This window comes from Pseudoalteromonas neustonica (genome assembly GCF_001653135.1).
Classification (GTDB): domain Bacteria; phylum Pseudomonadota; class Gammaproteobacteria; order Enterobacterales; family Alteromonadaceae; genus Pseudoalteromonas; species Pseudoalteromonas neustonica.
The window spans coordinates 83,584-98,156 of the sequence record NZ_BDDS01000004.1; the positions used below are offsets into that span (position 1 = coordinate 83,584).

Annotated in this window: 17 protein-coding genes; all 17 read right to left on the minus strand. The window is 39.7% G+C overall.

Annotation, left to right across the window (positions count from 1 at the left end; all coding sequences use genetic code 11):
* Nucleotide 1 precedes the first annotated feature (1 nt).
* The 17 genes from A7967_RS07765 to A7967_RS07845 all read right to left on the minus strand — a co-directional run bounded on the left by A7967_RS07765 (nucleotide 2) and on the right by A7967_RS07845 (nucleotide 14,570).
* The gene (locus A7967_RS07765; RefSeq protein WP_064435601.1) at nucleotides 2-1,171 is read right to left on the minus strand and encodes a beta-ketoacyl-ACP synthase; all 1,170 of its coding nucleotides are present in this window, start codon (nucleotides 1,169-1,171) and stop codon (nucleotides 2-4) included.
* Between the two features lies 1 nt (nucleotide 1,172).
* The gene (locus A7967_RS07770) at nucleotides 1,173-1,664 is read right to left on the minus strand and encodes a DUF3261 domain-containing protein (RefSeq protein WP_054203826.1); all 492 of its coding nucleotides are present in this window, start codon (nucleotides 1,662-1,664) and stop codon (nucleotides 1,173-1,175) included.
* Nucleotides 1,665-1,748: 84 nt separating this feature from the next.
* Nucleotides 1,749-3,023: an NAD(P)/FAD-dependent oxidoreductase gene (locus A7967_RS07775; RefSeq protein WP_064435602.1), complete on the minus strand. Its 1,275-nt coding sequence runs from the start codon at nucleotides 3,021-3,023 to the stop codon at nucleotides 1,749-1,751.
* Nucleotides 3,023-5,368, minus strand: coding sequence for an MMPL family transporter (locus A7967_RS07780; protein ID WP_054203828.1), 2,346 nt, complete (start codon nucleotides 5,366-5,368; stop codon nucleotides 3,023-3,025). Before A7967_RS07780 ends, A7967_RS07775 begins: the two co-directional genes overlap by 1 nt.
* Complete coding sequence (locus A7967_RS07785) at nucleotides 5,346-5,912, minus strand: LolA-like protein (RefSeq protein WP_064435603.1); 567 nt, start codon at nucleotides 5,910-5,912, stop codon at nucleotides 5,346-5,348. Before A7967_RS07785 ends, A7967_RS07780 begins: the two co-directional genes overlap by 23 nt.
* Complete coding sequence (locus A7967_RS07790) at nucleotides 5,902-6,330, minus strand: acyl-CoA thioesterase (RefSeq protein ID WP_054454704.1); 429 nt, start codon at nucleotides 6,328-6,330, stop codon at nucleotides 5,902-5,904. Before A7967_RS07790 ends, A7967_RS07785 begins: the two co-directional genes overlap by 11 nt.
* A gap of 2 nt (nucleotides 6,331-6,332) precedes the next feature.
* The gene (locus A7967_RS07795; RefSeq protein ID WP_054203831.1) at nucleotides 6,333-7,895 is read right to left on the minus strand and encodes an HAL/PAL/TAL family ammonia-lyase; all 1,563 of its coding nucleotides are present in this window, start codon (nucleotides 7,893-7,895) and stop codon (nucleotides 6,333-6,335) included.
* A 20-nt stretch (nucleotides 7,896-7,915) separates the two neighbouring features.
* A complete protein-coding gene (locus A7967_RS07800; RefSeq protein ID WP_054203832.1) occupies nucleotides 7,916-8,905 on the minus strand; it encodes a lysophospholipid acyltransferase family protein in 990 nt (329 codons plus the stop codon).
* Nucleotides 8,906-8,914: 9 nt separating this feature from the next.
* A complete protein-coding gene (locus tag A7967_RS07805) occupies nucleotides 8,915-9,652 on the minus strand; it encodes a glycosyltransferase family 2 protein (protein WP_054203833.1) in 738 nt (245 codons plus the stop codon).
* Nucleotides 9,653-9,664: 12 nt separating this feature from the next.
* Entirely contained in the window at nucleotides 9,665-10,021 is a 357-nt protein-coding gene (locus tag A7967_RS07810; protein ID WP_054203834.1) for an ApeI family dehydratase, read from the minus strand.
* Nucleotides 10,014-11,354 carry an AMP-binding protein gene (locus A7967_RS07815; RefSeq protein ID WP_054203835.1) on the minus strand — a complete coding sequence of 447 codons (1,341 nt, stop codon included), beginning with the start codon at nucleotides 11,352-11,354 and terminating at the stop codon, nucleotides 10,014-10,016. Before A7967_RS07815 ends, A7967_RS07810 begins: the two co-directional genes overlap by 8 nt.
* The gene (locus A7967_RS07820) at nucleotides 11,338-11,904 is read right to left on the minus strand and encodes a COG4648 family protein (protein WP_054203836.1); all 567 of its coding nucleotides are present in this window, start codon (nucleotides 11,902-11,904) and stop codon (nucleotides 11,338-11,340) included. The genes A7967_RS07815 and A7967_RS07820 overlap by 17 nt, the downstream gene beginning before the upstream one ends.
* Nucleotides 11,904-12,158 (minus strand): acyl carrier protein, encoded by a 255-nt coding sequence (locus tag A7967_RS07825; protein WP_054203898.1) that lies wholly within the window; start codon nucleotides 12,156-12,158, stop codon nucleotides 11,904-11,906. Before A7967_RS07825 ends, A7967_RS07820 begins: the two co-directional genes overlap by 1 nt.
* Before the next feature lie 54 nt (nucleotides 12,159-12,212).
* Complete coding sequence (locus A7967_RS07830) at nucleotides 12,213-12,470, minus strand: phosphopantetheine-binding protein (protein WP_054203837.1); 258 nt, start codon at nucleotides 12,468-12,470, stop codon at nucleotides 12,213-12,215.
* Nucleotides 12,463-13,239 (minus strand): lysophospholipid acyltransferase family protein, encoded by a 777-nt coding sequence (locus A7967_RS07835; protein ID WP_054203838.1) that lies wholly within the window; start codon nucleotides 13,237-13,239, stop codon nucleotides 12,463-12,465. Before A7967_RS07835 ends, A7967_RS07830 begins: the two co-directional genes overlap by 8 nt.
* Nucleotides 13,236-13,967: a beta-ketoacyl synthase chain length factor gene (locus A7967_RS07840; protein ID WP_054203839.1), complete on the minus strand. Its 732-nt coding sequence runs from the start codon at nucleotides 13,965-13,967 to the stop codon at nucleotides 13,236-13,238. The genes A7967_RS07835 and A7967_RS07840 overlap by 4 nt, the downstream gene beginning before the upstream one ends.
* A 96-nt stretch (nucleotides 13,968-14,063) precedes the next feature.
* On the minus strand, nucleotides 14,064-14,570 hold the full coding sequence (locus A7967_RS07845) for a hypothetical protein (protein WP_054203840.1): 507 nt from the start codon (nucleotides 14,568-14,570) through the stop codon (nucleotides 14,064-14,066).
* Nucleotides 14,571-14,573: the final 3 nt, after the last annotated feature.

Here is a 14,573-nt window from a genome sequence, read left to right on the forward strand (position 1 = left end):
ACTATAATCCGATTAATACACTAACGTTATTGCCGCCAAACGCAAAAGAGTTTGACAAGCACGTGGTTATTTTAGTTGGGTGTTGAGTTCCTACTGCAACAAGGTTGATTGCGGGTAAACTCTCATCTTGTTGGCCATCCCATATATGAGGTGCATAATCAGAACCACCTATTAATAGCCAACATAGCCCAACTTCAGTTGCACCTGCTGCGCCTAATGTATGACCAATCATTCCTTTTGAAGAACTGCATGGCGTATCTTTACCAAACACTGTCGCTACAGCAATGGCTTCCATTTCATCATTTTTTGGTGTTGCTGTACCGTGTAAGTTGACATAATCAACATCACCCGCTTGATAAGATGCAGCATTAAGTGCAGCGGTCATCGCCGCCGCCGCGCCCTCCCCTTGTGGGTGCGGCGCTGACATATGATGCGCATCACTTGACTCACCTACACCTAATAATTTTACTCGCCCTTGCTTTTGTACGATGCACAACGCCGCAGCTTCACCTAAATTAATACCATCGCGGTTACGGCTCGATGGATTAGATACACCCGCAGAAGTTGATGCTAAAGCAGAAAAACCGTTGACGGTCATACCGCATAAGCTGTCAACACCACCAACAATAGCGGCATCCGCGAGGCCTGATGCAATCATTTCTTGAGCTGTCGCAAAGGCCTTTGCACTTGAAGAGCACGCCGTTGAAAGGGTTAACGCGATACCTTGCAATCCCAGTTCACTACAAATGAACTGTGCCAGGTTATCCATTTCCTGCTGCTGATAATGATATTCGCTTGGAAATTCTCCCTGCGCGTGACGAGCTTTCATTGCCTGCTCACCTTGAGCAATCCCTGAAGTACTCGTACCTACAATAACGGCAATACGCTGGGCGCCATATTGCTGTTTAAGCTCTGCAATTGGATCTGCGAGTTGCGCGATGGCAAGTGCTGCTAATTGGTTATTACGGGTTTGAAACTCGATCGCCCTATCATTCAATGTTGGTAACTCACCTTGCACGGCCCCAACAAAAATAGGGCCTTCGTTTAACAAAGTATCATTACTAACAATTCCTGACTGATTGCCAGCTAATAAGTTACGCTTGATACTTTGATTATCTCGCCCTAAGGCATTGATCATGGCGTAATGACTGATAAATAGCGGTTGCTGCATATTAATATTCTTCTAATCTTTCTATTTTTAAGCGGTACTTTTGCTCAAACTCAATTAACTGAGTCAGAGCACCAGTATACGTTATTTCACGAACCAAGATTTCATTGCGATAGAACCGGCGCGTTACTTGACCATCAACAGTGAGCTCAACGACTCTACAGTGCTCATTTATCGATTGTTCAAGTGAAGTTAATGGCCAAAATGCACTTTGCATATCGTAAATAATTTTTTTGCCATCAAGATCAATTTCTAAAGTATTGCTCGTTGTTAATTGCTGAGTATGCGTATCAAACTGTAACTGTGTAAGCGGCACTCCCTCAAAACTTAAAGCAGCAACACTGATCATTGGTTTAACAAACTCTGTAGATACCAACATCGACTGTTCAACTACGCCTGAGAACTCAAATTTCTCTAACCACCCGCCATTATTAAGTTCCGTAGGGACTGGCATTAGCTCAAACATCGCCGTATTTTGCACTGGTGTATACGCCATTTGACACGCACTTAATAACCATATTACTGAGGTTATAAGTACTATTTTCAAATGATTATTAACCTGTATTTTTAACACTCGCATTTAAACGACAGCAGTGTCTTGTGCTGCGTTATCTGGCTCACATATTTGTTCTAAAATACGTAAACCCCGTGCAGTATTTTTAACGAATGGGTTTGTTTTATCCCATGCATAACCGGCTAAAATTGAGCAAATCATGGCTTTGACATCAGGTTGCCCATCCGCGAAAAAAATCACAGACTGTAAACTGGTGTCATACCACGAATTTACAAAATATTTAAATACCGTGATCCCTTCACGCAGCGGCACTTCATATTCATTTTGCCAATCAACGTCTTCGCCTTGTAATTGCTTTACGACTAATTCACTTGCTTGTACCGCAGAACGAAGTGCAATTGTTACACCAGATGAAAAGACCGGGTCCAAAAACTCGCCAGCATTTCCTAGCAATGCAAACTTATCACCATGTAAATGCTTTACGTTAGCGGAATAGCCACCAATAGTGCGCACTTGAGCAATAATTTCAGCATCGGCTAACAATGTTGATAAGTTATCGTCTTCATGAATGAAGTTAAGTAAAGTTTGCTCAAGGCTTTGATCTGGTTTTTCTATTTGCGCTGTTTCACCTACAACACCCACACTGACAGTACTATCACCAAATGGGATCAACCAATACCATATATCAGGGATCTCAGGATGGACGGTGATCAATATTTTATTGCGGTCAAACTTAGGGCAATCAATATTATCTTTAAAATGAGTAAAGATTGCTTTTCGTGGTGACAGTTCGCTTGGCTCTTCTAGATCAAGTAAACGAGGAAGCACACGGCCAAAACCACTGCCATCTAAAGTGAAGCGAGCGGTTATTTTGCTCTGCTGTTGTGTTTTTAAATCAACAACATCAAGACAAGTCCCACTATCATCTGCAGTAAAGTTCGTTACATTTTGCCCAAAACGAATGGTTGCGCCTTGCTTTATTGCTTCTTCTGCGAGCAAATGATCAAATTCAGCTCGCTTAACTTGATAAGTCGTGCCTGGGCCTTCACTAAATTTTTCTTCAAAATTAAAGTTAGTGTGGTGACCACTGCGATAAAAGGCAGCCCCATTTTTAAATTGAAAGCCAAGTTTATCTGCATTATCAAGTAACGCGTCAAGCATATTAGCTTGGCGTAAATAATCCATCGATTGAGGTAATAAGCTTTCACCAATAGAGAAACGAGGAAATTCATCTCGTTCAATTAAACACACACTCAAACCATGTTGCATTAATAAACATGCGGCAACTGTCCCCGATGGGCCAGCACCTATGATAGTTACATCAAAATCTGTCGATGTCATTAAATATTCCTTTTCGAAACAAGAGCAAGACGCGGAGAAATAGTAAACACTACCACCACGCCTATAAATACTGTAAAACCAAACTGACTAACAGCTGGCGTTGAACTAACGATTAAAATTGCAAAGACCAGCAGTGAACTCAGTGCTGATATTAGCGTGGTCAAAGTGATTTTTTCACAATGACCATGCTCCGCATAAAATACACAATAATCTAAGCCTAAGGCGAGGATCAGTATCCCTGCTACATAATTAAACACACTTAAACTACCAAAAAACAAGGCACTCATAGCTAACGCAATTATCATTGCTATTACTGGTCGGCTTACCGCTGTAATAGCATTAATAACGCCATAGCGTAGCCAAAAAACCAACATTGCAGCAATCAGAGCTAATGCGTAAATAAGAATTAAATGATGCCTAAACTGCCCTATTTGCTTACCTACGGCTGATACTTTATCAACAAAAACAACCTCGCTGTAGTTATTTAATATACGGTCAATTTCTTTAGAGTCATTAATGCCTTTGAGCTTAATAATACTGTAAAATCGACCATTAATTTGTAACCATTGGTCATTAAATAAAGCTGCAACTTGGCTTTTTTGCCATGTCGTAAAATCCAATTGTTTATAATCACTCGGTGTACTACCAACGACTAGCCCAAGCACCGTATTGAGCTGCTCGAATAAGCCTGACTGCTGTGCATTTTTTACTAATTGCTGTGATTGTATTTGCGTAGCAATCGAAGGTAGCCACTGGCTAATACTCGCGTAAGCACTCAACACTCCTTGTTGTTGTAACTGAGTAAGTGGCTCTATCAATTGCTCAGAGCGTTGCAGTGTTTGTTCAGGTGTATCACCTGCAATTAAAATATAGGGGCTATCCCACTGCGCATTTAATATTGTTGTGATTTGCTGTTGCTGTGATATTAAATCAGCTGAGCTTTGATAAAACGTACGCGGATCGTCCACGTTTTCGACCAGACTTAGTCCCCCAAGTAGCAGGACTAATAAAGCGATTTGCCAACGCCCATTTACACGTTTTTTTACCAGAATCTTCTGCCAACGATTTAACCGTGTAATAAAGCCTGGGATAGCGGTTGGTTTTTTTACTATAAAACCGGCCAAACTCGGATAGACAAGTAATACCGTAAGTAATGCTCCCAATAAACCGGCCATAGTAAACACGGCAATTTGTTGAAATAAGCTCAATGGGGTAAAAACTAAAATTAAGTAACCTGCGGTCGTGGTAATAAAACCAAGTAATAACGAGCTGCGAATACTTAATAATGGGTTGCTGCGATTTAATTTGCTAAAGCGTAATTCACTTAAAGCATGAAAACTGTAATCCGCAGCAATACCAATTAAAGTGACCGCAAACACTAACGTCAATATATTCACTTCAGTGAAAAATAAGCGCAATGCACTATAGCCGTATAACATACTGACTGAAATCACAAATAGCGTACACAAAACACTCAATGCGCTACGATAGATTGCTAAAATCAATAGCAAGGTTGCAATAATGGAAATGCCGCCAAACACCTTCATCTCAGTTTGAGCACTGTTACTGGCATTAGCAGTAAAAAAAGCAGCACCCGTCGCAAGATAGTGAACACCAGTTGTATGCTCTTTGTTTTGCTGCTTTAGTTCTGCAATTTTTGTCGCTATGTCATTTGCAATATTTAGATCTAAGCCCGTCCCCGCACTCACAAAATTAACTAGTACATAATAAATAGAAGCGCCAGCTTGGTTCGTCTGTTGGGCAATCAAATAGCCCTGATCATTTTTAAGTCCCGTCGTGGGCAAATTTTGTTGATTAAAAAAATCAGCTAAACTCAAACTTGGATCAATTTCAAGGGTCGAGGCAACCCAAGGGGATCCCATTTCATTTAGTAAACTAAATTGATACGTGAAGACATCATCGGCACTGCCACTGCTGAGCACATTTTTATAAGCATTACTTACAAACGCATGTTGATAAGGAAGGTAGTCTTTAACTATCGCATCGAGCTGAGGTAACGACCCAAATTTAAGATTGACAGTAATGCCATTAATTGTACGAAGTGATGCAGCTGCTTGCTCTGCATATTCAATTGCGTTATCACGCTTCTCATGAGCAACGAGTAACACGTGCTGACGTAAATGCTGTTGTTCAATTCGCTCACTGACCACGCGAATATCGTCACTTTGCTCAACGGTAAAAATCTGATTAATATCTGCAACAACAGAAAATGACTTAAACAAGCACAAATAGATTAAGCCCGCGATAAGAAGCAGTAACTGTATTAGCCAAAGTACTAACTTTGTACGAGAACTTATCGATTTAATGGGTGAGTTTGACGGCATTCATGTCACCTTCGGTAAGCTCCTTGCTTGTGATCTGCATGCTAATGTGAGTTTCATTTTTCTGCTGATCAGTGATCACAATACGTCGATGATTCTCATCCGCCGAACATAACTCTACCACTGCAAATAAAAGAGCCACATCATCAAGCTTAGGTATTAACTTATAGCACTGTTCAATCGCTGTTATTTTCCAATCATGTTCGTCAATTTCACCACTGAGTAATTTTGCAAGCAAACGATTGAGCTGTTTGTCTTTAGTAACTGTTTGATATGCTTTCTCAGTGTTTAAACGGCGATAAATACCACTGGGCAATAATAACATCTCACTGCTCACAGGGTCTATTGTGTGCCAATAAACATGTTGTTCATAAATAACAAATTCACCTTGTGATTTAATTGCTCGCTTCAAAAATGTAAAATGCTTCGCTTGACTAAATTGCCCCTTGCCCTGCTTTACTTCAAAGTTACTAAAGTCGTTAGCAAGTGTGTGTCCGCTCAGTAACAAAGCACACAACAAGAGGCATTGCGTAAGTTTACCCAACATAAGTAAGCACTTTATCAGTCAGGGCTGCAGGGGATTCAAATTGCAGCTCTTGGGTTTCTATATCAATTGCAACTTGGATTGTATACGCTTTATTGAGTATCTTATTCGTATCTAAACATTCTATGCGGTAATCTATTTTGATCCGCGTTTCAAATTCCATCAAATCGGCATGGATACGAATATGTGAGCCAAACTTAGCCGATGCAACATACTTTAACCGCATATCAACAATCGGCCACATATAGCCTGACTCTTCCATCGCAATGTAGTTGTAACCTATTTTATCGAGTAATACACAGCGTGCATCCTCAATATATTTTACATAGTTTCCGTGCCAAACAATGCGCATAGGATCAACATCATAAAACGGCACAACCATGTCTAGATAAGCACTGACTATTGCGTAGGATTTTTTCATAATTAACCTTTAGCTGTTGGATACAAAGCCCAGCGTTGCGTCTGAATATACTCAATCGTTTGACGAAGTAACTTATCAGTTGGACGATCTTCTTCTAGTAAATCACAAAAACTAGCTACATCATCAATCATTGTGGTGATCTCTGGATTAAGTGCTGCGGCATCTATTTCGTTATTTAAAATGCGAATGCGCACACCTTGTACGGCAGCCAGTAATGTTGCGGCTAATACTTGCTCTGTTAGTTGTAAAATACGTAAGCAATCACGCGCTGCAATTGTCCCCATACTTACTTTATCTTGATTGTGACACTCAGTAGAACGAGAAAATACACTCGCAGGCATTGTTAACTTAAGTGCTTCAGCAGTCCATGCAGAACAACCAATTTGTATTGCTTTAAAACCATGGTTGATAAAGCGGCGTTCGCTAGATGCTGCACTCAAATTAGACGGTAAACCGTGGTTCATTTTCACATCAACTAACGTTGCTATTTGACGATCCGCTAAATCAGCTAAGTTTGCTACGCAATTTTTCATTGAGTCCATTGCCATCGCAATGTGACCACCATAAAAATGACCGCCATGCAGCACATGCTCTCCAATACCATCGATGATAGGATTGTCATTGGCGCTATTTAGTTCATTTTCGATCATGCTGCGTAACCACGGCAGGCTATCTTCAAGCACGCCTATTACATGTGGTGCACAGCGAATTGAGTAACGATCTTGTAATCGATGCGAGTTACGTGGATGCTCAACATGGTTTAAATCATGTTGGATACGACTTGCAACATTTTGTTGACCTGGGTGAGGCTTAACACTAAATAAGATATCATCAAAATGATTACTGTTACCTTTAAGTGCAATGCTTGATAAGGCAGTAATACGCGTCATTAAGCGGCTAGCGTACTCACTGCGATCATATGCTTGACATGCAAGTGCGGTCATAACAGCCGTACCATTCATGATTGCCAAGCCTTCTTTAGGACGCAGTGTAATTGCTTTTAAGCCTTCAGCAGCAAATGCCTCCAACGAATTAACAACTTGATCTTTATAGTAAGTATCACGCTCACCTATTAAGCTGCCTGCAACATATGACAGTGGTGTTAAATCGCCGCTTGCGCCTACAGAACCTTCTTGTGGGATCACAGGTATAATATCTCGGTTGATCATTTCAACCAGTAATTTTAGTAAATCCCAGCTAACACCTGAATACCCTTGCGATAATGACGCTAAACGCGCTGCTAAAATTAATTTACCCTGCTCAGGTGTAAAAAAGTCACCTAGCCCACAACCATGAAAGCGTGTTAAATGCATTGGTAATTCATGCACTAACGACAATGGGATCTCCACTGTGCAAGAGTCACCATAACCGGTAGTTACACCATAAATATGGCCTTCTTCAGCAAGTAGTTTGTCTAAAAAGGCCACTGCAGAATCAATTTTTTCTGCAAAATGACTATCACCTGAAAGCGCCACGGCACGATCACCTTTAACAACACTAATAATATCTTCAATTGTTAAACGGCCTGCGCCAAATAATAGGTTGTTTGATTTATTATTTTCCATTTACTTCATTCTCCAGATATTTAGCTAGGCTTTGAATCTTTGTCGGTGGCTTTTTGCCAAAAATTAAAAAAATTGTACCATTGATACGGTGCTTTTTTACAATAAAACTCTAAACGCTGTGCGAACTTAGTCGCCATCGATTGAAAGTAGGCTTGACGCTCTTTACGTTTAACTTTAATGGGGTCAGCAAACTTCTCTATATACGTTTTATAGCGCCCTTGTTCGTTAATACAAAACATTAAGAACACTGGGCATTCCATGATATTTGCTAATGCAAAAGGACCCACCGCAAACGGGGCTTCTTCACCTAAAAATGGAGCATGATGCACACTGTTAGGATTATTAACTGAAGTACGGTCTGCAAAAATAATAACCGCTTCACCGTCATCTAATTTTTGCTTTAACTTAATTGTATCATCTGGACCAAAGTTATTGATATGAATAAAATTAATTGCTGCATCTTGGTTTACTTTTTTCAAAAAGTTGTTGAATGATGGAGTATGCTCGTTATATGTAATCACATTGAGTGGACGTTTATTATCCCCCATACTGAAAATAGCACGGCAAATTTCCATATTCCCTAAGTGCGCACTAAAAATCACGGCACCTTTAGCGTCAAGTAATTGCTGATAACCTTCTGGTGTGGCTATTTCCAAGTCTTTAATGTTCACTTTGCCAAGCCATGCATCAAACTTATCTAAAATTGCCATTCCAAATGAAAAATACAGTTTAAAGCCTTGCTTAAAGCGTGCCCAGCCAGTGCGTTTATTTTCACCCATACTGGTATTGAGATTATCAAGATAATGCCAAATGGCTTGGCGTGATAAACGCCCTGTGACATAGAAATAAAACATAACGGGTGTTAAAACAATTTTAAACAGCCATTTACCAAATACTTTATAAATAAATACCAGTACTTCAATACCAAACATTGAACCACGCTCTTTAAGCTGTGACCAATGAAATGGTTTTTCCGTTTTGTTCTGTGGTATTTTTGTTTGCTCAGACACGCATAATCCCTATTTAAATTTATTTGCTATTAATCGCGGTAAACGCCATAGCATGCCACATACCAAGCGCGTGTGCATTTTTGAAATCAACACGTTATCGTCCCACACATTAAAATGAGATACGCCATTTTCAGGGTAATGAACCTTGGTTTTAATAAATTCAACCGGTGTGCCTTGCCAAAACAGTTTGACCATCACCTCTATGTCAAAATCCATTTTATACCCCAGCTTAGTGCTACTGATAAGCTGACTATAGGCAGCGAGTGGGTAAATACGAAAACCACACATAGTATCTTTGAGCGCAAAGGATAAAGTTTCTATATAGACCCAAAAGTGAGTAATAAAACGTCCATAGTAGCGCCCTTTTGAAATAGACTCATCGTATATAGGCTGCCCACTTACCAATGCATTTGGCTGAAATTTCGAGCGAACAATGAGCTGTTCAACATCATTTAAGTCATGCTGGCCATCGGCATCAACTTGGATTGCGTGGCTCCAACCAGCTTCATACGCATGCGCTAAGCCGGTTTGCACTGCAGCCCCTTTACCGCCATTTTCGGTGCGGCGTACTAAAGTTACTAACGCAAACTGGGCATCAATTTGCTCAAGAATTCGCTGAGTTTTTTCATTGCTTCCATCATCAACCAAGATAATCGGCAACTTAAAATTAGCTAAAGCAATGATCGTATCGAGGATCACTAAATCGTGATTGTAATTAGGGATCACAAATCCATATTGGCTTGGCATTATCAGTTACTCTTATTCATCAGCAAGGACAACTTTACCAGATGCATGTTGGCCATGCTCTGAGCTGTAACTGAAGCTATATTTAGTGTCTTTCATTTTTTTAAGTAGTAAATCTACTTGATAATTAGGCTGCACAATAATTTGAAATTTCAACGCATCAACCGAGATCACTTTTTGGGGATCTACATTTAAATATTTGTTTAAGTAATGCATTACCCAGTCAAGTTGTGCAACACCTGGCAAAATAGCAGCTTGAGTAAAGTGACCTTGAAAATAATATAAATTTTCAGGAATTAATAAACGCAATTGCACATGCTCAGGGCTTTGCTCTATTACGTCACAAATCGGTTTGTATACAAAATCAGTCAAACAACTTCTCCAATTGCGTTTTCTCAAGTTTGCCTTGTGTGTTGTAAGGCAAAACTGATAAATAGCGAAACTTGCGCGGGATCACTAGTGGCTCAAAAAAGGCCTTTAAATGATTTTTTAAAGCCTGCGAAAATTTAAACTTACCTTGCTCTGCTAATGCAATTTCACCTTGTTCGGTTAACACTAACACCGCACCAATTTCACTACGTTTTTGTTGTTGGGTATTTTCAAGCAGCAATATATAGCATTCATCAACCCACTGATATTCATTAATGCGTTGCGTGATCTCATCTAAAGAACAGCGTTTTTCTTCAATTTTGACAACTCGGTCAGCGCGGCCTAATAAATTAAAGTGGCCACTATCAAGTAACTCCACTCGATCATCCGTTTTATACCACTGTCCGCCATCCACATAAGGTGATGAAATAATTAACTGCTGTAAATCATCACGCTTTATTTTTATTGGGCTAAATGCTTGCCATATTGATGATAAACTTTGTTGCCGCCAAGCAATACCTCCTGTTTCGGTACTGCCGAGCACTTCAATAGGCGCATGCGTTAATTGTTCTTGTAACAGTTGCGCAGCACCACTTTGCAAAGGCCCACCTGATGAAAAGCAACTACGCAATTTCTCTTTTACGGGTATAAGCACATTGTCTTGTACTAAACGATGATAATAAGCGGGGCTGCTAATTAAAGTAAAATCCTGTACATCTGCGCTTTTACCATTAAGTTCAATAAAGTGAAGCAAGTGCTCAGGGTATTCAAAGCTTTTTAAACAAACATCTCGGCCTGAATATAACGGCCAAAGTAATTTAAATAATAAGCCATATATATGTTGGTGTGATACCGTTGCTACAATCACAGTATCTTTAAGTGTTTCGCCAAACTGGGCTTGCAGTACATCCACTTCTTGTATCAACTGCTTGAAGGTCTTATCTATCGCTTTTGGCTTACCTGATGATCCTGAAGTAAAGAAACGAATTACAGTGTCTTCATTAATTTCAATATCAGCAATATGCTTACTCTTTATTTCTCCAGAAAATGTTACTTTAGCAGGTGCTAAACGTGTATCTCCTGTAAATTCATCAGCATGGTTAAGGCATTGTGTAAGCTGTTCTGGCTGGCCATTTTGCGGTAAAACAATCGACTTATCTGCCACCAACAATGCAAAAAATAGTACACTAAATTGATAACTATCAGCATCAAACAACAGCCAGGTTTGTGCCGATTGCGCAGAAAACTGTTCAGCGTGTGCAATTACCTGTTGCTGCCACATCGCGAAATCATGATTCTCACCATAAAAATAGGAGTTATTAGTCGGCCATTTCATTTGCTTTATTTTTTGCCTTTTGCCATTTTCTTATTATTAATTCTATTGCCATGACTAATCCCATTAACAGATACGAGATCAAACCATTGTAGGTTAACCATACTTTCGGATCTGGGTGAAACACCGTTGCGGTAGCGATCACACCGTTAATGATAAAAAAGCCACACCACACTTTCGTCACTGCACGCGTATACTTCTTGCCATGTGCATCAAGGGTTTCGAATTTTCCTGCAATAATTTCTACAACGCTTGGTGGCTTATAAAGTGAATAAGCAAATACAGCTAAAAAGCAGCTATTGATCACCACGGGATAAAACTTAAGTGCTAATTCTGAATTGGCAAACGTGGCAAATAATAATAATCCAAGCCCACTAATTGTCATTACATGAAAATGCGGGATTGTTGCTTTGCTATCCTTTACTAACCAGTGTCGCAGCAGTAATACCACTGCAAACACCCCGCCAACCAATGCAGGCTCACTAAATTGCAGACCAAAATACACCACTAAGGGGTATAATAACAGCAACCCAGCCAGTAGCGCTTTTTTCATTAAGCGTCTGCTATCATTAGCTTTTCTACAGCATCAATCACATCTTGCACAGTACGCACTTGTTTAAAATCGTTAGGTTCGATTTTTTTACCTGTTTGCTCACGTAGTTTTACTACTAAATCAACGGCATCAATACTATCAAGATCTAAATCTTCATATAAGTTTGCGGTGCGGGTAATGTCTTCTGCGTCAATTTCAAAATATTCTTGCAGAATTTCGCTTAACATTGCGAAAATTTTATCACCGTTATTCATGTTTTCATTACTCATAGTTACTTCCAAACAATACAGTTTTAGAACTGCAATAAATTATGCCCGTGTTGAGGCAATAAAATCACACAAGGTTTTAACCGAGTAAAAATGTTTTTTACTATCATCGGTATTGCCATCGATTTTCACATCGTATGCTTTTTTAATAGCTACACCTAATTCCAATGCATCAATTGAATCTAGTCCTAAGCCATCAACAAATAATGCTTCTTCGTCGTTAATATCTGTTGCTTCAATATCTTCAAGATCTAACGTTTCGATGATAAGTTGTTTTACTTCAGTGCTTAAATCACTCATGTTTTGATTTTTCCTCGTTAAAATAAGCTTGTAAATCACGCGTTAACTGCCTGACGCTATTAGATAATTGTTCGCCGTGTAAATAAGGTTCAATTAAATAAGGGGGCAGTACACGCATTTTGAAAGTAAAACGGCGATCAGTAACCTGATACCATTTTTGACCTTTCGTTAATGTGACTGGACTGACATCTATCAGTACTGGCAACATATCTACTTCAGTACGAAGCGCGATATTGGCTGCGCCACGTTTAAATTTCCATGTATTTCCAGGGGTACTTCTCGTCCCTTCAGGGAATACAATAAGATTGTTACCGCGAGCAAAACTTTGTTGGCATTGCCCTAAAAAATAATCAGGATCTGCATCATTATTTATATAACCGGTGGCTTTAACAACGCCTTTGAGAAAAGGGTTTTTCCATAAATCAGCTTTAACCACGCAATCAGCATGACGTACAATAGAAATGAGCACAACCACATCAATTAAGGATGGGTGATTAGCAATAATCAACTGTCCTTTCGCGTGTTTTATTTCATCAAGCTTATCGATGTCTAATCGTAGTATGCCGACTAAGCGCATATAACCTACAAAAAACTTAAATGAGTAATGTACCGCAGTGCGTGCGGCTTGATTACGCTGATTGATATCACGATAAATTAACCGTTGGATTGAAAACACCAAAATAGACAGCACCAAACCACCGCCACTAAATAAGGCAAACGCACTGCCTGTGGCAAATACGCGATATATTTTTATCAATTTTGCTTTCATGAACGCGTTAACTGCCACTTATAACGTTTAGAACAAGTAGAAAGTTGTTGCTGTTGTGAGAAGTAAAACTTTAAAAAATCCAGCGCCTGTAGTTGTAGGTTTTCGGCTGATTGCACATTATCATGGCCAACACATTCAATACTATAATTATCGACACTATCGCTAGCTTCAATTAATAAGCCGACGGCAATATTATCAGCGTGTTGCTGTACGTAATTCTGATAATGCTCAGGGACGGCTTGATCACTGTATACGTATAAAATACGTTTATATTTACGGGTATGTAGTTTAGCAACTGCATCTACTAAGCCCATAAAAAAGCTATCTTCACCCGCAGATACAGCGCTTAACGGGGCTTTATTACCTGTGTAAATACTAAACAAACCACCCACAGCATTATGGACTGATAGGCCAAAGTGCGTTGGCGAAAGTGCTTCTTTACTCGCGACATCTGCTATTAATTTACTTGTTTTGTGTAAGTCACCATGACGAGACGAAAAAACACTGGGAATTTCATGTTGATACGTATCACTTGCAGTTAAAGCGCAGTGTAATGTCAGTTTGGCAAACGCACTTAAGCGTCGACGCTGCATTGCAGGTATCTGTTTTAATTCAGGAAGAGTTAACGTTTGCGCCTGTATACTGACGTTGTTTGCAAAAGCCTGCCAATCTTCAAGGCAAGTTTTACCATCGCCCCAAGCGATACATTTTTTTATGGCAAATTTCAACGTAACAGTCCTTATTACAAAGGTGGTGACAAAAAGAGGCTAAATTCTACAGTTGTGCTACCGCTGATTCAAGGAAAACCCGCAGAAACGTTCGCGTTAGCTGGAAAAACCATCATTTTCTATGATTTTAACCCAACATTGGCGTACTTTCTCGTCTTCTTGCCACACGACGACTACACCGTGATCGATTAAGTTTGAACCCATATCAGCTTCAGCTAATACCTGGTTTTTGACCATCGCCTGCTCACTGCTGCCTAAAAATATATTGGGGCCATCTATCCCAAATGTATTTGCAAGGTAATAATTAGCTGCATTACCCACACTTGCAACAAAGCTTAATGGTTTTATAGCGTGCGCGTTGTGCATATCTCGTAGCATTGACTGCATTAGTTCGCTTGAAAAATAATCAGCGCAACTATATAAACCACAACGTTTACTGAGCTGGATGTCACCTTTAGCTCGATAAACAGCAAGTAAAGCAATTAATGTAAACGCATCCATTCTACGTACAACTAAACCGGTTTCTTGCTTTACTTGTTGTCGTAAGCTTTTTATATCTAAACTCTTTTCAAAGCTAATATGACTCGTTGCTAATTCTTTCATTCG